21 protein-coding genes and 1 tRNA gene are annotated in these 23,838 nt (G+C 69.1%); 10 read left to right on the top strand and 12 right to left on the bottom strand.

The window, feature by feature from the left end; translation table 11 throughout:
• Positions 1 to 3: 3 nt before the first annotated feature.
• From ASE27_RS13850 to ASE27_RS13840, 3 genes are all read right to left on the bottom strand, one after another.
• Entirely contained in the window at positions 4 to 606 is a 603-nt protein-coding gene (locus ASE27_RS13850; RefSeq protein ID WP_056652220.1) for an NUDIX domain-containing protein, read from the bottom strand.
• 119 nt (positions 607 to 725) lie between these two features.
• A complete protein-coding gene (gene rpsA, locus ASE27_RS13845; protein WP_056651541.1) occupies positions 726 to 2,195 on the bottom strand; it encodes a 30S ribosomal protein S1 in 1,470 nt (489 codons plus the stop codon).
• Positions 2,196 to 2,504: 309 nt separating this feature from the next.
• Complete coding sequence (locus ASE27_RS13840; RefSeq protein ID WP_056652217.1) at positions 2,505 to 3,530, bottom strand: 6-phosphofructokinase; 1,026 nt, start codon at positions 3,528 to 3,530, stop codon at positions 2,505 to 2,507.
• Positions 3,531 to 3,661: 131 nt separating this feature from the next.
• Here ASE27_RS13840 and ASE27_RS13835 point away from each other — a divergent pair, with 131 nt between their 5' ends.
• Positions 3,662 to 4,471, top strand: coding sequence for a class I SAM-dependent methyltransferase (locus ASE27_RS13835; RefSeq protein WP_056651539.1), 810 nt, complete (start codon positions 3,662 to 3,664; stop codon positions 4,469 to 4,471).
• Positions 4,472 to 4,612: 141 nt separating this feature from the next.
• Complete coding sequence (locus ASE27_RS13830; RefSeq protein ID WP_225220676.1) at positions 4,613 to 4,828, top strand: helix-turn-helix domain-containing protein; 216 nt, start codon at positions 4,613 to 4,615, stop codon at positions 4,826 to 4,828.
• A gap of 72 nt (positions 4,829 to 4,900) precedes the next feature.
• On the opposite strand, the gene polA is transcribed toward ASE27_RS13830, so the two are convergent.
• On the bottom strand, positions 4,901 to 7,534 hold the full coding sequence (polA, locus tag ASE27_RS13825; protein WP_056651534.1) for a DNA polymerase I: 2,634 nt from the start codon (positions 7,532 to 7,534) through the stop codon (positions 4,901 to 4,903).
• Positions 7,535 to 7,601: 67 nt separating this feature from the next.
• Between polA and ASE27_RS13820 the strand changes: the two genes are divergently transcribed.
• Positions 7,602 to 8,048: a hotdog fold thioesterase gene (locus ASE27_RS13820; protein WP_056651531.1), complete on the top strand. Its 447-nt coding sequence runs from the start codon at positions 7,602 to 7,604 to the stop codon at positions 8,046 to 8,048.
• Positions 8,049 to 8,118: 70 nt separating this feature from the next.
• On the opposite strand, the gene ASE27_RS13815 is transcribed toward ASE27_RS13820, so the two are convergent.
• Together ASE27_RS13815 and ASE27_RS13810 are read right to left on the bottom strand one after the other, a co-directional pair.
• The gene (locus ASE27_RS13815) at positions 8,119 to 8,772 is read right to left on the bottom strand and encodes a GNAT family N-acetyltransferase (protein ID WP_056651528.1); all 654 of its coding nucleotides are present in this window, start codon (positions 8,770 to 8,772) and stop codon (positions 8,119 to 8,121) included.
• A 212-nt stretch (positions 8,773 to 8,984) separates the two neighbouring features.
• Positions 8,985 to 9,683 (bottom strand): ANTAR domain-containing response regulator, encoded by a 699-nt coding sequence (locus tag ASE27_RS13810; protein WP_139107620.1) that lies wholly within the window; start codon positions 9,681 to 9,683, stop codon positions 8,985 to 8,987.
• 120 nt (positions 9,684 to 9,803) lie between these two features.
• Between ASE27_RS13810 and ASE27_RS13805 the strand changes: the two genes are divergently transcribed.
• The 5 genes from ASE27_RS13805 (at position 9,804) to ASE27_RS13785 (ending at position 12,473) form a co-directional block, all read left to right on the top strand.
• Positions 9,804 to 9,877: transfer RNA gene (locus tag ASE27_RS13805), tRNA-Leu, on the top strand.
• A gap of 336 nt (positions 9,878 to 10,213) precedes the next feature.
• A complete protein-coding gene (locus tag ASE27_RS13800; protein WP_056651524.1) occupies positions 10,214 to 10,603 on the top strand; it encodes a hypothetical protein in 390 nt (129 codons plus the stop codon).
• Positions 10,604 to 10,849: 246 nt separating this feature from the next.
• A complete protein-coding gene (locus ASE27_RS13795; protein WP_056651523.1) occupies positions 10,850 to 11,236 on the top strand; it encodes a hypothetical protein in 387 nt (128 codons plus the stop codon).
• 66 nt (positions 11,237 to 11,302) lie between these two features.
• Positions 11,303 to 11,911: a hypothetical protein gene (locus tag ASE27_RS13790; protein ID WP_056651520.1), complete on the top strand. Its 609-nt coding sequence runs from the start codon at positions 11,303 to 11,305 to the stop codon at positions 11,909 to 11,911.
• Positions 11,912 to 12,044: 133 nt separating this feature from the next.
• Complete coding sequence (locus tag ASE27_RS13785) at positions 12,045 to 12,473, top strand: hypothetical protein (RefSeq protein ID WP_056651517.1); 429 nt, start codon at positions 12,045 to 12,047, stop codon at positions 12,471 to 12,473.
• Here the strand turns inward: ASE27_RS13785 and ASE27_RS13780 are convergent.
• On the bottom strand, positions 12,457 to 13,077 hold the full coding sequence (locus tag ASE27_RS13780) for a hypothetical protein (protein ID WP_056651515.1): 621 nt from the start codon (positions 13,075 to 13,077) through the stop codon (positions 12,457 to 12,459). The genes ASE27_RS13785 and ASE27_RS13780 overlap by 17 nt on opposite strands.
• A gap of 200 nt (positions 13,078 to 13,277) precedes the next feature.
• Between ASE27_RS13780 and ASE27_RS20465 the strand changes: the two genes are divergently transcribed.
• Both ASE27_RS20465 and ASE27_RS20460 read left to right on the top strand, forming a co-directional pair.
• Positions 13,278 to 13,565, top strand: coding sequence for a hypothetical protein (locus ASE27_RS20465; RefSeq protein WP_056651513.1), 288 nt, complete (start codon positions 13,278 to 13,280; stop codon positions 13,563 to 13,565).
• A 236-nt stretch (positions 13,566 to 13,801) separates the two neighbouring features.
• Complete coding sequence (locus ASE27_RS20460) at positions 13,802 to 14,482, top strand: PAS and ANTAR domain-containing protein (RefSeq protein WP_162259229.1); 681 nt, start codon at positions 13,802 to 13,804, stop codon at positions 14,480 to 14,482.
• Positions 14,483 to 14,560: 78 nt separating this feature from the next.
• Here the strand turns inward: ASE27_RS20460 and ASE27_RS13765 are convergent, their stop codons facing one another.
• From ASE27_RS13765 to ASE27_RS13745, 5 genes are all read right to left on the bottom strand, one after another.
• Entirely contained in the window at positions 14,561 to 17,551 is a 2,991-nt protein-coding gene (locus ASE27_RS13765; protein WP_056651506.1) for a glycoside hydrolase family 3 C-terminal domain-containing protein, read from the bottom strand.
• Between the two features lie 152 nt (positions 17,552 to 17,703).
• Positions 17,704 to 18,117 carry a hypothetical protein gene (locus tag ASE27_RS13760; protein WP_056651503.1) on the bottom strand — a complete coding sequence of 138 codons (414 nt, stop codon included), beginning with the start codon at positions 18,115 to 18,117 and terminating at the stop codon, positions 17,704 to 17,706.
• 123 nt (positions 18,118 to 18,240) lie between these two features.
• Positions 18,241 to 20,610 carry a glycoside hydrolase family 3 N-terminal domain-containing protein gene (locus tag ASE27_RS13755; protein WP_235535445.1) on the bottom strand — a complete coding sequence of 790 codons (2,370 nt, stop codon included), beginning with the start codon at positions 20,608 to 20,610 and terminating at the stop codon, positions 18,241 to 18,243.
• Positions 20,611 to 22,154: 1,544 nt separating this feature from the next.
• Positions 22,155 to 23,181, bottom strand: a 1,027-nt coding sequence (locus ASE27_RS13750) for a glycosyltransferase family 2 protein (RefSeq protein WP_157257652.1), incomplete at its 3' end; no start/stop codon positions are given.
• A 14-nt stretch (positions 23,182 to 23,195) separates the two neighbouring features.
• The gene (locus ASE27_RS13745; RefSeq protein WP_056652207.1) at positions 23,196 to 23,828 is read right to left on the bottom strand and encodes a hypothetical protein; all 633 of its coding nucleotides are present in this window, start codon (positions 23,826 to 23,828) and stop codon (positions 23,196 to 23,198) included.
• Positions 23,829 to 23,838: the final 10 nt, after the last annotated feature.

Below are 23,838 nucleotides of genomic sequence, written 5' to 3'. Positions count from 1 at the left end.
GACTCACGCGAACCGGCCGAGCCACAGTCCTGCCAGTGCGAGGGCCGCGATGGTCTCGCCGTCGCGGATCGTCCCGTCGGCGACCATCCCGAGGACCTGACCGAAGGGCAGGGCCTCGACGCGAGAGATCCCCTCCTCGGCCTGGTCGGTCGAGGGGGCGCTCCCCTGTTGCCCGAGCACGGCCCCGTCGGAGCCGTGGGCGGCGTCCGGCACGGGCGGGAAGCCCGTCAGCCCTCGAGCCACGAACACGTGCTCGGGGGCCTTCGCCACCCCGTTGAGGGCGTCCATGCCTCCGACGCGCACCCACTCGCCGGCCCGGAGCCCGGTCTCCTCGAGGAGCTCGCGCCGGGCCGCGACCAAGGGGTCCTCGCCGTCGGTCGCTCCGGCCGGGACCTCGGTCGAGACGGCTCCGGTCGCATATCGGTGCTGGGTCACGAGCACGACCTCGTCGGCGTCGGTGAGGGCCACGACGAAGACCGACGGCCACCGCATCTCGACCACCCCATAGATCCCGGGCGCCCCGTCCGGACGGACGACCTGGTCCTCCCGAACCCTGATCCACGGGTTCTCGTACACGGTCCTGGTGCTCTGGGTGGTCCACGGCATCGTCACACCCTAGGCGACCTGGCGCGCGGCGCCCAGGAGCCCCAGACACGACAGGACCCGCCACCCGAAGGTGGCGGGTCCTGTCAGAAGATCACCCTGGCCGCGAGGCCAGGAGGAGATCAGTTACCCGTGAGCTTCTCGCGCAGAGCGGCGAGCGCCTCGTCCGAGGCCAGCGTGCCGGCAGCCTCGTCCTGGACCGGGGTCGAGGAGTAGGTCGCTGCAGAGCTGGTGGACTCGCCCGAGGTGACGGCCTCGTCGTCGGCCTTGAGAGCCTCGGCGACCTGCTTGCGGTGAGCCTCCCAGCGCTCGTGGGCCTTCGCGTACTGCGACTCCCACGTCTCGCGCTGAGCCTCGAAGCCCTCGAGCCACTCGTTGGTCTCGGGGTCGAAGCCCTCGGGGTACTTGTAGTTCCCCTGCTCGTCGTACTCGGCAGCCATGCCGTACAGCGCGGGGTCGAAGTCGTCCGACTCCGGGTCCACGCCCTCGTTGGCCTGCTTGAGCGACAGCGAGATGCGACGACGCTCGAGGTCGATGTCGATGACCTTGACGAAGACCTCGTCACCGACGTTGACGACCTGCTCGGGCAGCTCGACGTGGCGGACAGCCAGCTCGGAGATGTGCACGAGGCCCTCGATGCCGTCCTCGACGCGGACGAACGCACCGAACGGAACGAGCTTCGTGACCTTGCCCGGCACGACCTGACCGATGGCGTGCGTGCGAGCGAAGGTCTGCCACGGGTCCTCCTGCGTCGCCTTCAGCGACAGGGAGACGCGCTCGCGGTCGAAGTCGACGTCCAGGACCTCGACCGTGACCTCCTGGCCCACCTCGACGACCTCGGAGGGGTGGTCGATGTGCTTCCAGGACAGCTCGGAGACGTGCACCAGACCGTCGACGCCGCCGAGGTCCACGAACGCACCGAAGTTGACGATCGAGGAGACGACACCGGGGCGGACCTGGCCCTTCTGCAGCGTCTGCAGGAAGGTCGAGCGAACCTCGGACTGCGTCTGCTCGAGCCACGCACGACGCGACAGGACGACGTTGTTGCGGTTCTTGTCGAGCTCGATGATCTTCGCCTCGATCTCCTTGCCGACGTACGGCTGGAGGTCGCGGACGCGACGCATCTCCACCAGCGACGCGGGCAGGAAGCCGCGCAGGCCGATGTCGAGGATGAGGCCGCCCTTGACGACCTCGATGACGGTGCCGGTGACGACGCCGTCCTCTTCCTTGATCTTCTCGATCGTGCCCCAGGCACGCTCGTACTGAGCGCGCTTCTTGGAGAGGATCAGGCGACCTTCCTTGTCCTCCTTCTGGAGGACGAGGGCCTCGACTGCGTCACCGACCTTGACGACGTCCCCGGGGTCCACGTCGTGCTTGATGGACAGCTCGCGGGAGGGGATGACGCCCTCGGTCTTGTAGCCGATGTCGAGGAGAACCTCGTCGCGGTCGACCTTGACGATCGTGCCTTCGACAATGTCACCGTCATTGAAGTACTTGATGGTGGCGTCGATGGCGGCAAGGAAGTCCTCTTCGGTGCCGATGTCGTTGATGGCAACCTGAGGTGCGGACTTCGCGGGGGTGGAGATGGTCATTGAGTTCGATGCTCCGATGCGGACAGGAAGTAGTTCGGATAGGGATGCTGCTGTGGTGGTCACCACCGGTGACCTCCGCTCCGAGCACGGAACGGTCCCACCACGACGGACACGGATCGGCGTCACGTCTCAGGTAGAAGGTAGGGCGGTAGGCGCACTGCACCGTCAGACATCTTATCGACGGAATGGCGCAGGGGTCAAAGGGAGATTCTCGCGTTCACCCCCGAGCGCGGGAACACGCCCGCCCGACGACGCACGACGGCCGCCCGTGGTCCCACGGACGGCCGTCGTGCAGTGCGCGTGCGCCGGTCAGGACAGCGCGTGCGCGACCCGCAGCAGCTCCGCCGGGACGTGCTTGACCTTGCCGGCGATCTCGTCGAGCGGCACCAGGACGACGCTCTCCCCGCGCAGCGCGGTCATGACCTTCGACTCGCCGCGCGAGATGGCGTCGACCGCGGCCACACCGAAGCGGCTGCCGAGGATGCGGTCCGTCGGCGTCGGCTCCCCGCCGCGCTGGACGTGCCCGAGGACCGTCAGGCGCGTGTCGAACCCCGTCCGCTTGGCGATCTCCGCCGAGACGCGCTCGCCGATCGACCCCGCGATGATCTCGCCGTACTTGCCGAGCTCCTGCGTGAAGTTCATGCTGCTGCCCTCGCGCGGCACGGCCCCCTCGGCGACGACCACGATCGAGAAGTTGGCGTGAGCACGGTGGCGGTGACGCAGGAACTTCTCGATGGCGTCCATGTCGAACGGGTCCTCGGGCGCAAGCACGACCTCGGCGCCACCGGCGATGCCCGCGTTCACCGCGATCCAGCCCGCGTGCCGGCCCATGACCTCGACGACCATGACACGGTTGTGGCTCTCCGCGGTCGTGTGCACACGGTCGATCGCCTCGGTCGCGATGTTGACGGCCGTGTGGAACCCGATCGACAGGTCGGTGCCCTCCACGTCGTTGTCGATCGTCTTGGGGATCGCGACGATGTTCACACCCGCGTCGGCGACCTTGCTCGCCGCGTGCAGCGTGCCGTCGCCCCCGATGCAGATCATGGCGTCGAGGCGCTCGGCCTCGACCGTGGCCAGGACCGCGTCGATCCCGCCGTCGGAGGCGTGCGGGTGAAAACGCGCCGTACCCAGGAGGGTCCCGCCGACCGGGAGCACGTTGCGGATGTCCTGGCGCCCGAGCGGGATGATGTCGCCGTCGACGACACCCTTCCACCCGTTCCGGAACCCGATGATCGTGTGTCCGTACTCGCCCATCCCCTGCTTGACGACGGCCCTGATGGCCGCGTTCAAACCGGGGCAGTCCCCGCCACCTGTGAGCAGACCGATGCGCAACTCGAACCTCGTCTCGTGATGAGTGATCGTCGGAAGGCGGACCAGCGCCATCGCTCGACCGACCAGCCCCTACCCTATCGACCACCTGGGCGGATGCTGACGCGCGCCCCTCGTCGCGAGACGATAGATGCATGACGGATGAGACGATCGGATCGGTCGGGTACCGGGACGTCCCGGCGGAGCAGGGCGGCGCCGCGGGTCGCACCTGGTGGGACGCCAACGCCGAGGAGTACCTCGACGAGCACGGGGACTTCCTGGGGGCGGTCGACTTCTGCTGGTGCCCCGAGGGGCTCCGCGAGGCCGACGCGCACCTCCTGGGAGACCTCGACGGGCGCCGAGTGCTCGAGGTGGGCGCGGGCGCCGCGCAGTGCTCGCGCTGGCTCGCCGCGCGCGGTGTCGCGGTCGTCGCGACCGACGTGTCGGGCGGCATGCTGGGCAGAGGGGCCGCGCTCAACGCCTCGACCGGGGTCCCGGTCCCGCTGGCCCAGGCGGACGCCCGGCGTCTCCCGTTCGCCGACGCGAGCTTCGACGTCGCCTTCACCTCGTTCGGCGCCATCCCCTTCGTGCCCGACGCCGGCGCGATCCACCGCGAGGTCGCTCGCGTCCTGCGTCCCGGGGGTTCGTGGGTCTTCTCGGTGACCCATCCGCTGCGCTGGGCCTTCCCCGACGACCCGAGCACGCACGGGCTGACGGCGAACCGCTCGTACTTCGACCGTCGCCCCTACGTCGAGACCGACACCGCCGGGCGCGTCGCCTACGCCGAGTACCACCGCACGTTCGGCGACCACGTCCGCGAGGTCGTCGCCGCCGGACTCCTGATCGAGGACGTCGTGGAGCCCGAGTGGCCGGCCGACAACCAGCAGGTCTGGGGCGGCTGGGGGCCGGTGCGGGGCGCGTACCTGCCCGGTACCGCGATCTTCCGGACCCGCAGCGCAGGCTGACCCACGGGCGGCCGTCGCAGCGAGGGGCGTCAACCAGGGTTGACGACTCGTCGGACGTCAACCTATGTTGACAAGGTGGCGGCTGCTCGCCACCTGGACCGGGGAGACCCGCCACCGGAGGAACCGATGAAGGAGCCCGACATGACGATGCTCGTCCGCGCGGCCGACGACGACGACCCGCTGCGTGCGCTCGCGGCGCTCCGCGACCTCCGGGACGAGGCCGACCGGCGCGAGGCGCTCGTCGTCCGCCGCGCGAGGTCCCGCGGTATCCCCTGGGCGGCGATCGCGACAATCCTCGGGGTCAGCCGCCAGGCCGTCCACAAGAAGTACGGCGGCTCGCGCTTCACGCGGTCCTGAGCATCCGACGGCGCAGGGCCGCCCGCTGACAGCGGACGGCCCTGCGCTCTCCCGCCGACGGCGGACCGGGTGTCAGTGGCCGGCGTCGTGCCAGGTGCGCCCTGCGCCCACCGAGACGTCGAGCGGCACCGAGAGCTCGGCTGCGGCGCCCATCTCGCGGCGCAGGAGCTCCTCGACGGTGTCCCGCTCCCCCGGTGCGACCTCGACCACGAGCTCGTCGTGGACCTGGAGCAGCAGGCGCGAACGGAGGTCCTGCTCGTCGATCGCGCGCTGGACGCCCAGCATCGCGACCTTGATGATGTCGGCGGCGCTGCCCTGGATGGGGGCGTTGAGCGCCATGCGCTCGGCCATGTCGCGGCGCTGACGGTTGTCGCTCGTGAGGTCCGGCAGATAGCGGCGACGCCCCAGGATGGTCGCGGTGTAGCCCGTGACCCGGGCCTCGTCGACGACGCCCGTGAGGTAGTCGCGCACGCCGCCGAAGCGCTTGAAGTAGTCGTCCATGAGGCCCGCGGCCTCACCCACCGAGATGTTGAGCTGCTGCGAGAGGCCGAACGAGGACAGACCGTAGGCGAGGCCGTACGACATGGCCTTGATCTTGGAGCGCATGGCGGGGGTGACCTGGTCCGTCGGGACGTCGAACACGCGCGAGCCCACGTAGCTGTGCAGGTCCTCGCCGGAGCGGAACGCCTCGATGAGGCCCTCGTCTCCCGAAAGGTGCGCCATGATCCGCATCTCGATCTGGCTGTAGTCCGCGGTCAGCAGGGTCTCGTAGCCCTCACCCACCACGAACGCCCGGCGGATCCGCCGGCCGGCCTCGGTGCGGATGGGGATGTTCTGCAGGTTCGGGTCGGTCGAGCTGAGCCGCCCGGTCGCCGCGATGGTCTGCTGGAACGTCGTGTGGATGCGCCCGTCGGGGGCGACCGACTTGAGCAGCCCCTCGACCGTCTGGCGCAGGCGCGTGGCGTCGCGGTGCGCGAGCAGGTGCTCGAGGAACGGGTGGCCCGTCTTGGCGAACAGGTCCGCGAGGGCTGCCGCGTCCGTGGTGTAGCCGGTCTTGATCTTCTTGGTCTTGGGCATGCCCAGCTGGTCGAACAGAACCTCCTGGAGCTGCTTGGGCGAGCCCAGGTTCACCTCACGCCCGATCACGTCGTACGCCTCGGTCGCGGCGGTCGCGACGAGCTCGCTGAAGTGCTTCTCGAGCTCGGTCAGGTACTCGACGTCCGCGGCGATGCCGCGCGACTCCATGCGGGCGAGCACGTCGACGAGGGGCAGCTCGAGGTCCTTGAGCAGGTGGTCCGCGCCGCGGTCCCGCAGCTCGCCCACGAGCACCTCCGAGAGGTCGAGGACTCCTGCTGCGCGCACCGCGTCCCGCTTGTCCTCGCCCGAGCCGTCGAGCGAGAGGTCGAGCGCTCCCTGGGGCTCGTCGTCGACCGCCTCGACCCGCAGCTCGCGCTTGAGGTGACGGATCGCGAGGTCGCCCAGGTCGTAGCCCCTCTGGTCCGGGTGGCACAGGTACGCCGCGAGCTCGGTGTCGAAGACCACGCCCTGCAGGTCGAACCCGCGTGCCGCGAGCTCGTGCCACGTGGCCTTGGCCCCGTGGACCACCTTGGGTGCGTCGGTGTCCGCGAGCCACGCGGACAGGGCCTGCTCGTCGACGACCGCGACGTCGGCGAGGTCCACCGCGACCGCTGCGGCGCCGTCGTCCGCGACCGCGAGCGACCACGCGTCCCCGCCCACCGGGGCGGCCTTGCCAGCGACCACGAGGCCCACGGGGCGCTCCTTGCGGGACGTGAGCCAGCCGCCGAGCTCGCCCTGCGCGAGCACGGCGAGCGAGACGTCGAAGCCCTCCTCGACGTCCTCCTCGCCCTCCGGGGCGAGCGCGAACAGGCGCTCGCGCAGGGCCGTGAACTCCAGGGCGTCGAACACGCGGTGCATGGCCTCGCGGTCCCACGGCTGGACCAGCAGGTCGTCGGGGCCCAGCGGGAGCTCCATGTCCGTCAGCAGCGCGTTGAGCTGACGGTTGAGCCGCACCTGGTCGAGGTTGGCCCGCAGGTTCTCCCCCGCCTTGCCCGTGATCTTGTCGGCCGACTCGAGCACGCCGTCCAGGCCGTCGTACGCATTGATCCACTTGGCGGCCGTCTTGGGGCCCACGCCCGGGATGCCCGGAAGGTTGTCGCTCGTCTCACCGACGAGGGCCGCGAGGTCCGGGTAGCGCTCGGGGGGGACGCCGTACTTCTCGAGAACCGCGTCCGGGGTCATGCGCGCCAGGGTCGAGACGCCGACCTTGGGGTAGAGCACGGTCACGTTCTCGTCGACGAGCTGGAACGAGTCCCGGTCGCCCGAGCAGACCAGGACCTCCATTCCCGCAGCCGCCGCCTGCGTCGCGAGGGTCGCGAAGATGTCGTCCGCCTCGTAGTTCTCCTTCTGCAGGACCGGGATGTTGAGCGTCGCGAGGATGTCCTTGATGAGCGGGACCTGCCCCTTGAAGGGCTCGGGGCTCGCGTCGCGCGTGCCCTTGTAGGTCGGCAGGACCTCGGTGCGGAACGAGGCGCGCCCGGCGTCGAACGCGACTGCGACGTGCGTCGGCTTCTCGTCGCGCAGCAGGTTCGTCAGCATCGAGACGAACCCGTAGACGGCGTTCGTCGACTGCCCCGTGGTCGTCGAGAACTTCTCGACCGGCAGGGCGAAATAGGCCCGGTAGGCCATCGAGTGTCCGTCGATCAGCAGGAGGCGAGGTCGCGAAGTGGTGGTCACGAGTGCAAACCTATCCGCTATGACTGACACGCACGGAGCCGAGAGCCCGACCACCTTCCCCGACGACGCGGCACTCGCGGCGCTGCGGGCCAGCACCGCGGGCACACTCATCGAACGCATGGGCATCACGCTCGTCGAGGTCGCGCCCGACCGCGTCACCGGCAGCATGCCGGTCGCGGGAAACACCCAGCCGGCGGGGCTCCTGCACGGCGGCGCCTCCGTGGTCCTCGCCGAGACCCTCGGGTCGATCGCGGCGCAGATCCACGCGGGCGAGGGGCGCGCGGCCGTGGGCATCGAGATCAACGCCACGCACCACCGGGGGGTGCGTTCAGGGGCGGTGCACGGCGTCGCGACGGCTCTGCACCTGGGGCGGACGACCGCGAGCTACGAGATCGTCGTGGTCGACGACGAAGCCCGGCGCGTCTGCACGGCCCGGCTCACGTGCATGGTGCTCGACGGCCGCTGACCACTGCAACGAGAGAGGCCCGGCGCGAAGTTCGTCCTTCGCGCCGGGCCTCTCGTGGTCTCCGGCTGGGTCAGCGGGCCGCGGTCTCGCTCACGAGCGGGGCCGTCGACTCGCGGAGGTCCTCCTGGAAGGCACGCAGGTCGACGGGGCCGGTCTGCCCCTCGGTCCGGGCCTTGCGGCGGCGGGCGATGAGGTCCTCGAGACCACGGGTCCCGCGACGCGAGGTGCCCGAGTCCGCCGCGAGGCGGCGCTGGAGCACCGACGTGGAGACCACACGGTGACCGGCGGCCGGCGCGAACCCGAGCCGGGCGAGGAAGCGCTGGACGCCGCGCGAGCCCGGGATGGGCACGGAGAAGACGTCGACCGCGCCGGTCTGGGCCGCGAGCTCGGCCGTCGCGGTGAGCAGCGCGTGCCCGACCCCACGACGGCGCGCGTCCTGCGAGACGTAGAGGGCCTCGATGTAGAGGCTCGGCTCGTCGTTGAAGATGTGCGGCTCGAGGGCGCGGGCGAGGAGGAACCCGACGGGGACGTCGTCCTGGAAGGCCACGAGGATCGATCCGCCCGGGACCGCGAGGAGGACGCTCAGCTGGCGGACGAGCTTGGACTCGTCCGAGAGGCAGACCTGGGGGCCCGCGGCTGACTCACGACGCGCCTCGGCACACAGCACGGCGACGCCAGGAAGGTCGTCGCCGACCGCAGGCCTGACCACAACTGCTGCACGCACGTGGAACCTCCTCATAGGATCCTCCGACCTCGGAGCACCCCGGTGGCAGACGAGCTACCTGCCACCGACGAGCGCCCCCGGTCATCGATCGACTGATGCTTCGTGAGTGCCCGGTTCGTCGAACTGGACACCTGTCCATGACGATAGCCTTGTTGAGCGTCCCGAACAAAGGGGCAGTTCACAGGCCGATCCCGGGCGATGACCATGCCGGATCAGGCGCCGCCGACCTGCTCGATCACGGCGTCCGCGACCTCACGCATGGTGAGGCGACGGTCCATCGAGGTCTTCTGGATCCACCTGAACGACTCGGGCTCCGACAGCCCCATCTTGGTCATGAGCAGGCCCTTGGCGCGGTCGACGCGCTTGCGGGTCTCGAAGCGCTCGGCCAGGTCCGCGACCTCGGACTCGAGGGCGCTGATCTGCGAGTAGCGGGAGATCGCGATCTCCACGGCGGGCAGCAGGTCCGAGGGGCTGAACGGCTTGACGACGTACGCCATGGCTCCTGCGTCGCGTGCGCGCTCGACGAGCTCCGTCTGGGAGAAGGCGGTCAGCAGGACGACGGGCGCGACGTGCGCCTTGCCGATCCGCTCGGCGGCCGAGATGCCGTCCAGCTCGGGCATCTTGACGTCCATGACGACGACGTCCGGCTTGAGCTCGAGGGCCAGCTTGACCGCGGTCTCACCGTCGCCCGCCTCCCCGACGACGTCGAAACCTGCCTCGCGGAGCGTCTCGACGACGTCCATGCGGATCAGGGCCTCGTCCTCGGCGACGACCGCTCGACGAGCAGGACGGGCGCCCGACGGCGCGGGCGCGGCCTCGGCCACGGCGCTCGGTTCGGGCTGGATCAGGGGGGGCAGGTCGAGCGGTGCCGTGGCATCGGGCTGCGCGTTGTCGTCACTCACGTCCCTCATCGTAGTGGGAGAACACCCCGGGCGCCCCGCTGGACGGGTGTGATTCTCGTTTCGTCCCGGTTCTGTGGTTCGATGGTCCACGCACCGCAGCGGGCCCCTTGAGGTCCCCTGACGGTCGATGCCCCGGTAGCCCAACCGGCAGAGGCGTTCGGCTCAAACCCGATCCAGTGTGGGTTCGAATCCCACCCGGGGCACCTCTACGTCAGGCCCGTGACCTGCGGAAGCACTCCATCTCGCCCCTCTCAGAGCGGCCAGATGTGACGACCGTTTCACGTAGGCATCCAGAAGCACCTCGAAACGGCCAGGTGCTGTACGACACATCCCAGAGGCGCCTGGACATCAGCGGCTCTGCGCGCCTGAGGCGACCGCAGCACGGCCCCCGTCGCGCCGGGCCGGCGTGGTTCGTCGAGCGACCGGATGGGTACCAGTGCCCATCGCCCGTTGCTGCTGCCGGGTGCGAAGATCCTCGAAGCCCACCGTTACGATCGACCGTCGCGTCCAGCTCGAAGCGCGACGACGAAGGAGCCGTCTTGAGAACTCGACGAATCGCCGCAGCGGTCTTCACGGCCTGCGTACTGCTGCTCGCGACGGCAAGCGGTGCCTCCGCGGGCACGTCGGGCACTGTCTACAGTGCGGGCAGCTACGCGAAGGCGACCTTCGCCCCCAACGACCCGGGGTATCACAGCGCATACGTCAAGGTCATCGACAACCGCAAGGACGGCGCCAGCGCCGTCGCGCAGGTGACGTTCGACGGGACCACCAAGACCTACAGGGCGAGCGACGGTGTGGGCTCGAGCGTCACCTGGTTCCCCGGTGGCATCTCACGGGGCGAGTCAGTCTCCGTGCGCGCGTGCCGACAGGACGTCTCGGCCGGCGGCCCGATCAAGGACTGCGGCGCATGGAGGACGTTCATCGGCTAGGCCACGCACGACAAGGCGGGGTGTCGCGCGGCGTGCGCAGCGCCCCGCCTTGTCGGGGGTCGAGCCGTGGGTGGTGCACGGCGCCTGCCTGGGGACCGTGACGAGCCCTGCTAGTTCCTACGAATCACGTGCAGGAGAACCATGGCTCTGCCCCCCGACCCCCGCGCGACCGGGGGTCTCGCACCATCGCTCGCCAGCTCGGCTCGTCGCCGACGGCGATGGCTGGTCCCACTCGCGGTATCGCTCGTGCTGGTTCTCGTCGCCGTCGCCGCGCTCGTCGTGCACGTCGCGATACGCCCAGATCGTGAGCGCCGCGCGAACATCCGTGCGGTGACGACGGCGTTCGACGGCTGCGACCTGGGCCTCGTCGGCGCGAGCATCGACCGTGACGACGGGTTCGTCGACTTCGGGGAGGTGGGGGCGGTCGTGGGCCCCTCCTGGGGGGACGTGGCGTGTCTTGCCGACGCGCTCGAGATGCCGCGGGAGTACCTCACGGAGCTACAGGCCCCCGGGGACGGTCTCGACCAGGAGGAGTACCGGTGGGACGCGTACATGGCGCTGCGCATGCGGACCGGCAGCGAAACCCACGTCTCCGTCTATCACGACTGGTGGGCGAAGCCCTACGAGCGCTGAGCACACAGCCTGGAGCCGACTCACCCCGGCCGCAGCCATCCGCGACACGACTGGAGCCCACCTCGCATGAAGATCACCCGACGACGCGCCCTGACGTCCGTCGTCGCCCTCACCATCGCGCTCTCGGGGTGCAGCTCAAGCCCGCCGAGCCCCGGAGAGCCGCAGAGCGCTGCGGACACGATTCCGCACGATGCGGAGACCGGACAGACTCTCGACGAGGCTCGAGCGTCCATCGAAGCGATCTCGGGTATCGCTGTCACCGAGTTCACCGGTGGTGGTAGACCCAACGTCAAGGGGAACACCGGCTACACGGTCGCCCTCACCATCGAGCCCGGCTACGTCGTGGACTACGGCGACCTGCTGGTCGACTTCGTCGTCTGGTCGGTCTGGTCGGTCGGCGAGGGGTACATGCCGAACACGCAGATCGAGATCAGGACCAGCACCGGCGACGGCGAGCCGTACTTCGACCTGTCCGCGAGCGGCGCCGGTGCTGGGTGGACGTACGGGCCGGTCCGGGAGAGTGCCCAGCACACCACCCTCGTCGTCCCCCTGTCCGAGGACAGCCCCGAGGGCGCCCTCAACCTCAAGAGGCTTGCCCGCGAGGGTGACTGGCCGGGCGCGGTCCCGGACGCGCTTCCAGACGACGTCACCAGGACCGTCGGCCACGACGGATGAGATGACCCCAGGTTTGCTGCCCGCGAAGGCCACGGAGCACCGAGGCCGCTGACGGCGGTTCGTCTGAGCACCCGCCGGGAACACACCAGAGGGCCCGCTACGGGCCGGCCCAGGTCGAGATCAGGAGAGAACCATGACGAAGCCACCCGTCCACCCCGTGCCGGCGGACCCGTCGACGGGGCCCGTTCCCCTTCGCTACCCCTACACCGGTGCCCCGTACCCGAGCTACCCGCCGCGGCCAGCGATCCCGCCTGCGGCGTTCACGCGTGGGTACCGGCGAACGGCGTTGGCGCTGGTCTGGATACCGGTCGCGCTGATGGTCACGGCGGGGGTGCTGAGCGTTGCCCTGCTCGCGTACGCCGACAGCGATCCCACGAGCAACTCCGGCGCAGGCTACCTCGCGCTCTTCGTGTGGGGCGTGATGCTCGTCGGTGGCCCGGTCCTGCTCGGCGCGTTCGTCCCGGGGTGCATCATGCTCTCCCGCTCCGGACAGGCTCGTGCCGTCGGGAGAGCCGCGGGCTGCCAGCCGCCCCCGGTCACGTCGGTCAGACCAGGATCGTGACCACGACGACGAACACCGCGACGAGGACGAGGAGCACGCCGAGCACGACCAGCAGGCTGAGGGCCACGGGGTGGGCCTGGCGCCAGGGAACGAGGCGGGGATCGAGCGTGCGCAGCTGTGCGGGAGTGACCGGCTGGTGGATCGGCGTGAGCGGGACGCCGCGGTGCGCGAGGTCGAGCGCCAGGGCCGAGAGCTGCTCGCGGTCCCACATCTGCCCGACGAGCAGGAGCAGGCGCTTTCGCGGCCCGACCACGACGAGATGATGGGTCGGCGCGGTGCCCATGAACCCCATCTGGTCGATGGTCACCACACGTTCCACGTCGGCGACCGTGAACCTCTTCGGCCGCCCCCAACCCTGCATGGTGACGGAGCCGTCGCCGAACGTGACCCGTGACCGGTCAGCCATACGGCGCGCGAGAAAGTACACCAGCGGGACCATGGCGAGCACGAGGCACAGATAGCCGAGGGCCAGCCAGACGTTGCGCGTCGTGATCATGGTCGTGAGCGCGTTCAGCCCGAGAAGCGGGACCAGTATCGCGGTCAGGGTCAGGTTGGAGCGCACCACCTGGCGCTTCGCGGCGTCGTGCAGGGTCAGCTCGGTCATGAGACACATCGTCCCATCATCAGCACGGTCACCTACCGCGCTGGGGAGGGTGCCCGTCGTCGTTCTGCTGCACGGCTCGACCGCCGCTGCTGGGCACGTCGAGTGGTCCCCCTGCCGATCGACACAGCGTCCCGGTGCTACGTCGACCGAGCATGGCTGGTGTACGTTCCCCCCGTCGGTTCGACGATCAGGGGGAACACATGTCCGAGGCGGTGCGTCTTCCACGACGCGAGATCCCGTGGGGGCCGATCGCGATCGTGGCCGCCGGTCTCGCGTTCGTCGCCGTCGGGGTGTTCCTCTCCTTCGGCTCCGACGGCGGGTTCATGTACGACTCCGTCTGGTACTACGCCGACCAGGACGGCGAAGACCTGGCATGGACCACCGAAGCGATCAGGGCCAACCGCGCGATCCTCACCTATGCGAGCACCTTCACGATCTTCGGCCTCGCCCTGGTCGCGCTGGGGTTCCTCCTGCCCCGCGCCGAGTAGCGTTCCTCGTCCCAGCGGACCAGGCAACCCGAGGCGATCGCGAACCCGACGATCGCTTCGACGGAGGCGCCGACGACGAGACCCACGGCGCGTACTGCACCTGCGGTACGGCGACGCGCAAGATCGCGACCTCCGGTCGAGGTGCCCGATCGCCGGACGCGGGATCCTCGACGAGTGATGGGCACGAGGTGGTGCCGAGCACCGAGATGAGCCCGCACCCGAAGGAGCCCTGCATCATGACCATCGCCCCCTCCCGGCACGAGCCGGTCACGGCGTCACGCTCCGGCGACGCCGTCGCCACTCCCCCGGTCGGCCAGTTCCGCTACGACCTGGCGTCCGGGTGCTGGTGGTGGTCGCGCCAGACGTACGCCCTGCACGGCTTCGAGCCCGACGACGTCACCCCCACCACCGAGCTGTTCCTGGCCCACCGTCATCCCGACGATCGTCCCGACGTCGAGGAGGCACTTCGATGCGCCGGTGAGGACGGCGAACCCTTCACGAGCGTGCACCGCATCGTGACCGCCCGTGGACGTGAGCGGACGGCGTGCCTCGTAGGACAGGGACGCAGGGATCGCACGACCCATCGGGTCGTCGAGGTGATGGGCTACCTGACCGACCTGACCACCCCTCTCGCTCACCGGGCAGGAGCGCTGGCCCAGGACCAGATCCGGGCGGTCGTCGAGCACCGTGCCACGATCGAGCAGGCGAAAGGCATCGTGGCCCTCGCGTGCGACGTCAGCGCGGACGACGCCTTCAGCGTCCTGCGCGCAGCGTCGAACGACCACAACGTGGCCCTGCGCAGGCTCGCGGGCTGGGTCGTCGCGCTGGCCGAGCAGCTGCCGCCGACCGAGGACTGCCGCCGCTCGGTCAACGAGCTCCTCGAGCACCCGCACGCGCCGCACCCCGGCCGAAGGTGACCGGGAGCAGGAAGACCTTCGCCCCCTCCTGAGCAGCTGGAGGGGGTCGGCTGCTCGGAAGGGGGCGAAGGTCGGCTGTCAGACGTCAGCGCCGACGGGGGTCCGCTCTGACGTGGAGACGGACGAGTCCGCCTTCCGGTGCCGCAGGACGCGGCGGGTCACCATGAACCCACCGGCGAGGACGAGCAGACCGATCAGCACCGTCGCACCGATCTGGATGTAGACCCAGGTCGGAGGCGTGTAGCTGACGGTCGCGCCGGGCGCGAGCCCGTTCATGGCGTTGGAGTTCGCGACCGTGAACAGGATGTTGTGGGTCGCTTCCCGGATGTCGCTGACCGCCTTCGCCGACGTGGTGTCCACGAAGGACTTCGACGGCTGGAACGTCAGGGTGAGGTCGGTGCCCGCACTGATGCCCTGGTTCGGGCTCATGTACGGGTACAGGTTGAAGTCCGAGATCGCGAAGCCCTCGAAGCCCCACTCGCTGCGCAGCACGTCCGTCATGAGCGCCTCCGAGCCGCCGGCCCAGGTGGCGCCGATGCGGTTGAACGAGCTCATGATGCCGCCTGCACCGATCGTCGTCTCCGAGATCGTGCCGTCCGCGTCGGACACGTACTGCACGTCCATGGAGATGTTCTTCACGGCCATCTCGAACGGCTTGAGGTAGATCTCGCGGATCGTCTGCTCGGTCGCCCACGTGGCGATGCCGTTGTTGACGCGGTTGGTCTCCTGCTCGTTGAGCGCGAAGTGCTTGAGCGTGGTGTACATGCCCTTGCTCGCTGCCCCGTTGGCCACCGAGGTCGCCATCGCGCCGGAGAGGAACGGGTCCTCCGAGTAGTACTCGAAGTTGCGACCACCGAACGGTGAGCGGTGCAGGTTGATCGCCGGGGCGTACCAGCCGTTGATGTCCTTGAACATCGCCTCGTTGCCGAGCATCTCGCCCATCGCCGCACCGAGCTCGACGTCCCACGTCTGCGCGATGAGGAACTCCGACGGGTAGGCGACACCGTTGATCGAAGAGTTGATGAACGAGGAGAACCCGGCCGGACCGTCGGGCTCGACGGTCTGCGGCTTGGCGATCGAGCCGATCGCGGCCGTCTGGTAGGCGCCGTTGAGCAGCATGCTCGTCATGTCGCCGACGGCGATCGAGTCGAGCAGCTCGTCCCACTTCGGGTCGTCCTTCGCGAGGCCGCGCATGTCGACGAGGGTCAGGTCGGTCTCGGCGCTGGTCGCGGGCATCTCCCCCTCGAACGCGGCGGCCGCAGCCTCGTCGTCCCAGGGCTCGAAGCCCTCCTGGACGGCCTCGTCGGCGACGAGCATGTCCGCGGTCGGGGCCTTCGGGAACGTCCCTGCGAAGTCCGCGCGGGACATCATGAGGATCTTGCCGTCGGTCGGCTCGGCGCTGAACTGCTCCGAGACGTCGTCGAACTGGTTGGTCACCTCGGCGAGGTCCGTCGAGCGGTGGTTGTCACCGGAGTACACGACGTCGGAGTCCACCGTGTACGTGATCGGCTCCGTGCCCGGAGCGACCGTGTGCGAGTCGGTGCGCAGCGTGATGGCGTAGTCGCCCGCCTCGAGGACGTACGCGGAGTTGTCGAGGTGGTCGTAGGAGGCCATCTCCTCGACCGCGAGGTCGATCGTGACGGTCTCGCTCGCACCGGGCTCGAGCAGACCGGTCTTGGTGAAGCCGCCGAGCACGACCTCCGACTTCTCGACGCCGCCGGCCGTGTAGGGCGCGCTGTAGTAGAGCTCGACGACGTCCTTGCCCGCGGTCGTGCCGGTGTTCGTGACCTCGACCGTCACGGAGATCTTCCCGTCGACCTCGCCGGCCTCGGTGCTGACGACCTTCCAGGCGAAGTCGGAGTAGCTCAGGCCGTACCCGAAGGGGTAGACGACGGCCTCGTCGTAGTCGATGAAGCCCTCGGCCGCGGCGGTCTCGTAGTAGCGGTAGCCGAAGTAGATGCCCTCGGCGTAGTTCACGAACGGGGCGTCGGACGTGAGCGTGGCGTTGGAGGTGGCCTTCTCGATCGCGGGGACCGGGAAGGACGCCTCGATGTTGTCGTAGACGAACTCACCGAAGTTGGCGAACGTCGGGTCGGCCGTGAAGTCGGCCGCCCAGAGGTCCGCGGTACGGCCGGACGGGTTCACGTCGCCCGCCAGGATGCGACCCAGGGCGCTGAGGCCCGTGGCGCCCGGCGACCCGGCCAGCAGGATCGAGTCGATCTCAGGGTCGTCCTGGAGGGCGCCCATCTCGATGGTCGTGGAGGAGTTGACCACGACGACCACGTTCTCGAAGCTCGACTTCGCGAGCTCGATCATGTCCTTCTCGTCCTGGTTCAGCTCGAGCTGGTGCTGGCCGGGCTCGGCGTTGTCGTCCCAGCCGGTCATGTCCTGCGTGAGGTCGCCGCCCTCACCACCGGGCCGGCCGACGAACACGACAGCGGCGTCGGAGTAGTCGGCGAACGACGCAGACTGCGCCTCGTACTCGCCCACCGGGAGCTCACCGATGTAGTAGGTGGAGATGTCGGGGCGGTCCATCTCGATGTACCCCCGGGGGTTCTCCGCAGCGAACGCCTCGATCGTGGTGAAGACCTGGTCGTTCACCTCGAAGCCGGCGTTCTCCAGCCCGGCGCGGGCGGTGACGGCCGAGTTCGTGTCGACCGAGCCCGAGCCCGAGCCGCCGAACACGGGGTCCGCGGCCGCGCGGCCCAGCATCGTGACCCGTGAGCTCGTCGCCAGCGGAAGCGTGCCGGCCTCGTTCTTGGCCAGGACGATGCCGCCTGCCGCGATCTCCTCGACGAGGGACTTGGCCGCCTCGTCGACCTCGTCGATGCTGCCGAAGTCGGACGTGTAGTACTCGGTGTCCCAGCCTGCAGACTCGGGCGCGTTCGTGAACTCGTACGTACCGGAGCCGAACTGGGACGCGACCCAGCCGCCCGCGACGTTGAGGCCCACGTTCGCGACGACTGTCACGACGGTCACCGTGGCGAGCACGGGGGCCCAGATCCACAGGTACTTCTTGTTCGACATCGGCTTCTTCTGCCGGTCGGCGTTGTTCGCCTTGGCGTTCACTGCATTCCTCCTCGAGTGCGGGCAGCGATCAGGTCATGGGGATCGCCGGCTTGCGCCGCGGACGTGACGCACTGCCAGCGTCTCGTCGTGATTGGTCGACGGCCCGGTCCGCGGACGTCGTCTGGCCAGGGACCGGGCGGTGCTCCGTAGAGCTACTCCGACACCTCGGAGATCTTTCCGTCCTGGTCGATCTGCCACGTCTGGCCGGTGGCGGCCGAGTCACCCTCGATCGTGAACTTGCCGTCCTTGATGTCGACCGTGCCCTGCACGCGCGACGCTGCGTCCGAGGCCGTGAAGGGCACCACGAGGAGGCCGTACTTGACGGTGGGGGCCTTGACGTCGCTGGCAAGCATGATCTGGGCCCAGGAGTCGTCCTCGGCCAGGGCGTCCGTCACGGCCGTCTTGGCGTTCTCGAGGTCGTCCTTGATGTCGACATCGGCTGCCTGCTCCGCGGAGGCGTTCGCGCCGGAGTCGCTGTCGCCGCTGCCGCAGGCGGTGAGCCCGAAGAGCCCGGTCAGGCCCAGCACGACGCCGAGGCCGGTGGTCAGCACCTTGTTCTGCTTCACTTCTGCTCCTTGATGAGATCCGGCCACGAGCACACCCCGCGGCCCGGGCGTCGGCGCGTCCATGGACACGCCGACGCCCGGGTGACCGCCAGCTCGCGCCGACGGCCACCCGGTGCGTGGCCGTCAGTCGGTGATCGGCCCCGAGTAGTTCAGGCCGAAGCCGTAGTCGTACGCGTTGCCCGCGGCGTCCGTGTAGGGCGTCATGTCCTTGGCCACGTCCTCGAGCTGTGCCTCGACCGTGTCCATGTCCTTCGGGAACTGCATCGGCAGGCGGCCCTGCGGCTCGTAGAGACCGAGGGCGACCTCGATGAGCGCCTTGTCGCTCGTGCCGAAGCCCACGACGATCGCGTCGGACCGGCTCTCGAACTCGGCCGGGACGACCGGGTTGATGGCCTTGAGCACGGTGACCACCGGGATGTCCTGGCCGCTGGCCTCGATCGCAGCGACGGCACGGTCGAACGCGTCGAGGTCGGACTCGTTCGCGATACGCGACGTCTTGCCGAAGTACGAACGGTTCTCCCGGCTCCCGTCGGCAAGGATGTCACCTGAGATGGACGTCTGGCGAACGTTCGCGCCATCGGCGGTGTAGGGGCGGTACTGCAGGGACAGGGGGTACCACTCACCGGTCGTGGCGTCGCGGCCGGCCTTGGTGAAGTTGCTGCCGCTGTCCGGGCTGTCCATCCCGACCAGGACGAGGTCGACCTCGGACAGGTCGGGAGCGGTGTAGCTCGTGACCTTGCCGTCGGCGTCGGTCACGGCCTCGTCCGTCACGACCTCTGCGAAGAACTCCTTCGCGACCTCGACGTCGATCCCCTCGCCCTCGACGTACTCACCAGGACCGAACGCTCCGTCGAAGCCCGTGTTGTAGTTGCGCGGGATGTAGACGGTCTTGTCCTTCCACGCCGCGGCGTCGGAGGCCGAGATCGTCTCGCCGTCGTTCTTCAGCATGACGACCGAGTCGAGCTGCGCCGAGTAGCCGGCCTCGATCTTGTCGTCGGAGGCGAGGACCTTCTTGGACTCGTCGAGGTCCAGGTAGGCGTTCTCGTACAGGCCCGGGTTGAAGAACATCGTGAGGATGCGCGCACCGGACTCGCGGAACCGGGAGTCGGCGTCGATCTCGTTGACGCCCGCCTCGAAGTCCGCCTGCCACAACGCGTGCGCTGCGAGCACGGGTTCGATCGCGTTGTTGCCGCCGAACATGTCGTGCCCGGTCTTGAGGATCTCGTAGTGTCGCTGGTCCACCGTCAGGTCGCCCGCGCCCCAGGCGGTGCCGAGCTTCGCGTCGGGGTCGGTCACGGACGTCGTGACGCTCCAGTCGGTGACGACGACACCCTGGTAGTTGTTGTCCTTGCGGAGCAGGTTCATGCGCGCGTCGTCGTAGGCCGTGCCGACACGCTCGCCGAACAGCGGCTCACCGTTGCCGTCGAGAGCGATCGAGTACGCGGTCATGACCGCGGCCGAGTCGAGCGAACCGAGGAACGCCTTGGTGTGGGCGTCGAAGTTGTCGCCCGGGTACACGCCGTACTTGCCGACGTCCGTGTGCGACTCGCGGCCGCCCTCGCCCGGACCGTCACCGGCCCAGTGCTTGATCATCGAGTTGACCGACTCCGGCCCCCAGCCGTCCTGGCCCGTCGTGCCCTGGTAGCCCGTGACGTAGGACGCCGCGAGCTCGGTGTTCTGGTCGACGTCCTCGCCGAACGTGCCGCCGACGCGCAGCCAGCGCGGCTCGGTCGCCAGGTCGATCTGCGGGCTCAGGGCCGTCGTGATGCCCAGTGCGCGGTACTCCGCGGACGACAGCTCGGCGAACGCGTCCATGTGCTGGGTGTCGAACGTCGCGGCGAGACCCAGGTTGGAGGGCCAGCGCGAGATGTCCGCGCCCTCGGCGTTGTAGCCGCCGCTGCCTGCCGTCGAACGGGGGTCGGAGGCGAAGTTCACGGGGATGTACGGCTCGTCGGCGGTGGCCAGCGACTCGGTGTACGCCTGCATCGCGTTCGCCCACGTGACCGTGGCCTGGACGTCGCTCGGGCCGGCGTGCAGCACGTTGCGCAGGCGGGAGTCCTTCAGGTACTCCTTCTGGGCGTCGGTGAGCCCGTCCGCCTGGGAACGCTCGTGCGAGCTGAACAGCATGAGACCGGCGATCTGCTCGACCGTGAGCTCCTCGCTCAGGGCCGCCGCGCGGTCCTGAGCGGTCTCGCGCCAGTCCTCCCAGGTGTCGAGGGAGCCGTTGGCGTTCATGTCCTTGAACGCCAGCTTCTTGCCGTCGACCTCCTCGGTCAGGAGCTCGATACCGCTGTCCGCGCCGTAGGAGAGGACCGGTCCGTCACCGGGGTTCGTGACGACCACGAACTCGGTCTTGCCGTCCGTGACCTCACGTGTGGTGAAGGCGCTCGAGTCGTTCGTCTCGTTCTCGTCGGGGGTGCCGCTGGTGCATCCCGCAACCGCGATCAGGGCGATCGCCGAGAGCGCCGCCGCTCCCTTTGCCCCTCTGGTCATCTTCTGGCCTCGTCGTGCCGCCGTAGTCTTCATCGACATCCCATTTCGTCGCGCTTGCGGGTGTACACGTGTGTGTCTCCTTCGACTCTTCAAGTGCTGCCGCGCTCTAGATGCCCCCTCGTGGCAACATCGATCGCGTGGACCTGGGCGACGTCCCCGTCGTTCCTGGTCCGTGCGAAGCTGCGGTTCCTCTGGCACACCTCGTGTCCCATCACCGGAGCCCAGCGCACCCATCACAGCGCGCCCGGCAGCACGCTCCGGCCCGTTCTGCACAACCTGTCGATTTCAGCGCACAAACTGTCGACGGCTCCGAGATCGAGCACGGCGAAGAGGCGCACTGTCAGTGGCGGAGGGCTTGTCCCGAGTCATCAGCACCGGCCGTTCCACGGCGCGACGCTGTCGGAGGCCGAGCAGGCCTGTCGCGGAGCGAGGTGCGCCGACCGCCAGTCGGCGCTGCAGAGCGAACGCCCGCGCTGCGCGACGGCGACCGCGGAAGCAACGGACTTCGAGGGAGCCGTGACAACGGTCTCGCGCGCGATCGGGCTGGCCTCGCCGGGCCCTGGCAGATGCGCGGGGCCACCGAACATCAGCCCCTGGGTGCGTGCTCTGATCCCGGCCCGGAGCACTGGAGGTCCTGTCCAGCGAGTGAGGGGCTGGGTGCCGCGGGTGCCGGGGTCTCCTCGCCCGAGGGGAGGTTCGTGTGTGCGCGTAGCCACCACGATGGTGGTGGCTACGCGCACGACACGACCTGGGGATCCTGCTGTGTTCGCCGGGCAGAGGGCTCAGCGCGGGCCGGGGTCATGGCCGGCAATGGAGCTCGTGGGCAGGGCCGCGGGCAGGGGCAGGGGTGGGCCGGGGCGCTCGTGCGGCGACGGTGCCGACCAGGGTCCGGCCTCCACGCGGGCTGGTGCCGGGCCGGAGGCTCGCTTTGGCCGGCGATGGAGCCCGGGTCGTGACAGGGGCGGGCCAGGAGCCCAGGAGCTCCTCCTCCGAGGGGAGGGTGGTGTTTTCGCGTAGCCACCACAATTGTGGTGGCTACGCGAAAACACCACCGGGGGATCTCCTGCTGTGCGCCGGACAAGGGCTCGCCTGGGGCCGGCGAAGGAGCCGTGCGGTGGCCGTGAGCAAGGGAAAGGGGCGGGGCCGGGCCCAGGTGCTCGTGCGGCTACGGTGCCGGCCAAGGTCGCGAGCGGACTGGTGCCAGGCAGCGGACGTGGCGCGAGCCGGGGTTGCGGGGCGAGCGATGGGGCCCGGGACGGGGGCCATCGCATGCCGGCCGGGGGCGTGGGTGAGCCGGGGACTGTGGGGCGCGTGCTGCTACGGTACCGGGCTCGTCGTGGCCGGGTTCATGGGGTGGTTTCGGCGGAGCTTGGGCGCGTCAGTTGAAGCCGATGACGCGTTGGGCGGTCTTGTAGGCCAGGACGGAGATGCCGCGTCCGGGGCGTCCGGGCAGGTTGGAGATCTGGTGCAAGGTCGTGCGACGCAGGCGCCGGCGTCGGGCCCGAACCCGTGGCTGCTCCCGCCGCGCGCCCACGGCAGGGGGNAGTTGAAGCCGATGACGCGTTGGGCGGTCTTGTAGGCCAGGACGGAGATGCCGCGTCCGGGGCGTCCGGGCAGGTTGGAGATCTGGTGCAAGGTCGTGCGACGCAGGCGCCGGTACAGGGCGGGGTCCTGGGTGCGGACCTCGGCCCAGAAGGTGTCCTTCTTGGCCAGGGACTGGGGGGTTCCCGAGCGCAGCAGCAGCATCGAGGAGACCATGCTCACGATGTTGATGTAGTGCAGCATGTAGCGCTGCAGGGCCCGGGGAGCGCTAGGGTCGGCGCGCACCGCGCGCAGGTGGTTCATCATGGCGCGGTTGATGCGCAGCTGTTGATCCACCCGCGAGATCATGACGTCCTCGTTGACGGACTGGTCCGCGCGCCCGATGTAGTACCGGTACAGGTCCACGTCCAGGTAGTACAAGGTCCGCACCGCGGGCAGCGGCGCGTAGGCGTAGAGGTTGTCGACGTAGAACGAGTGCTCGGGCAGGACCAGACCCACCTCGCGCAGCAGGTCGGTGCGGTAGATCAACGAGTGCATCAAGATGTACTGCGACTTACGGAAACGTCCGACCTGGTCCCAGCCCATGACCCGGTTCCTGGGCAGCGCGTTGGTGTAACGCACCGCGGTCTTCTTGCGCTTGTCGACCTTCTCGTAGACGAAGTTCGAGACCAGCACGTCCACCCCGGTCCCGGCCGCGGCGAACCCGCCCAACGTCTCCAGGACCCGGCGGTAGGCGTCCGGGTCGAGCCAGTCGTCAGAATCCACGATCTTGATGAATCGCCCCGACGCGTGCCCGAGCCCGGTGTTGATCGCCGCCCCGTGCCCACCGTTGACCTGATGGATCGCGGTCACSACCCCCGGATACGCGYYCGCGTACCGGTCCGCGACCGCCCCCGTGGCATCGAAGGACCCGTCGTTCACGATCAAGATCTCGACCAGGTCACCACCAGGCAACAACGACTCGATGCACCGCTCCATGTACGCCGCAGAGTTGTAGCACGGCACCACGATCGTCAACAGCTTGCTCATCAGGACAACACTCTTCAGACTTCCTGGCCCGCACGGRCCGACGACACATCCACCCCAGCAGGCTCAGCGGGCTCGGGCTCACGCTTGAAGATGACCTTGAAGATCGGGAAGAACACCCAGAAGGATAGAACGGCGTTGATCATCATCGTGACCATGTCGGCCACCGTCTCCCCCGTCTTACCCATCCCCCACGTGTCGATCAACAGCTCGTACACCGGCGCCTTGTACCACCCCTGCAACGCCGCCGCCGCGAACGTGATCACCACGTACGCCACCGTGTACCAGAACGCCGCCCGCCAGATGTTCGTGTTCGACTTGAACGTCACGTTGCGCTGAGCGAAGAAGTTGATCACCTGCGCGATCAACAACGTCACCTGCACCGCCAAGAAGTACGCCAACCCACCCCCACCCTCAGGCAACCCACCCCCCGCATAGTCGAACAGGTAGAACGGCGACCCATCCGGATTCGACCCCACCGCCAACACCTGAAAGCTCGTGTCCACCAACGACGTCATCCCGAACACAGCCTTGAACGCCGGCATCAACGCCAGCTGCAACACCGTCACACCATTGCTCAACACGAAGAACACCACGAACTGAGCCAACCCCGGCCGACGCTCCGCGAACGACGACCACCCCACCCGCAACCGACCGAAC

Source organism: Oerskovia sp. Root918, from assembly GCF_001428945.1.
In the GTDB taxonomy this organism is placed as follows: Bacteria; Actinomycetota; Actinomycetes; order Actinomycetales; family Cellulomonadaceae; genus Oerskovia; species Oerskovia enterophila.
The sequence above is the reverse complement of the archived record's forward strand: the minus strand, read 5'-3'. Positions and strand labels throughout refer to the sequence as shown.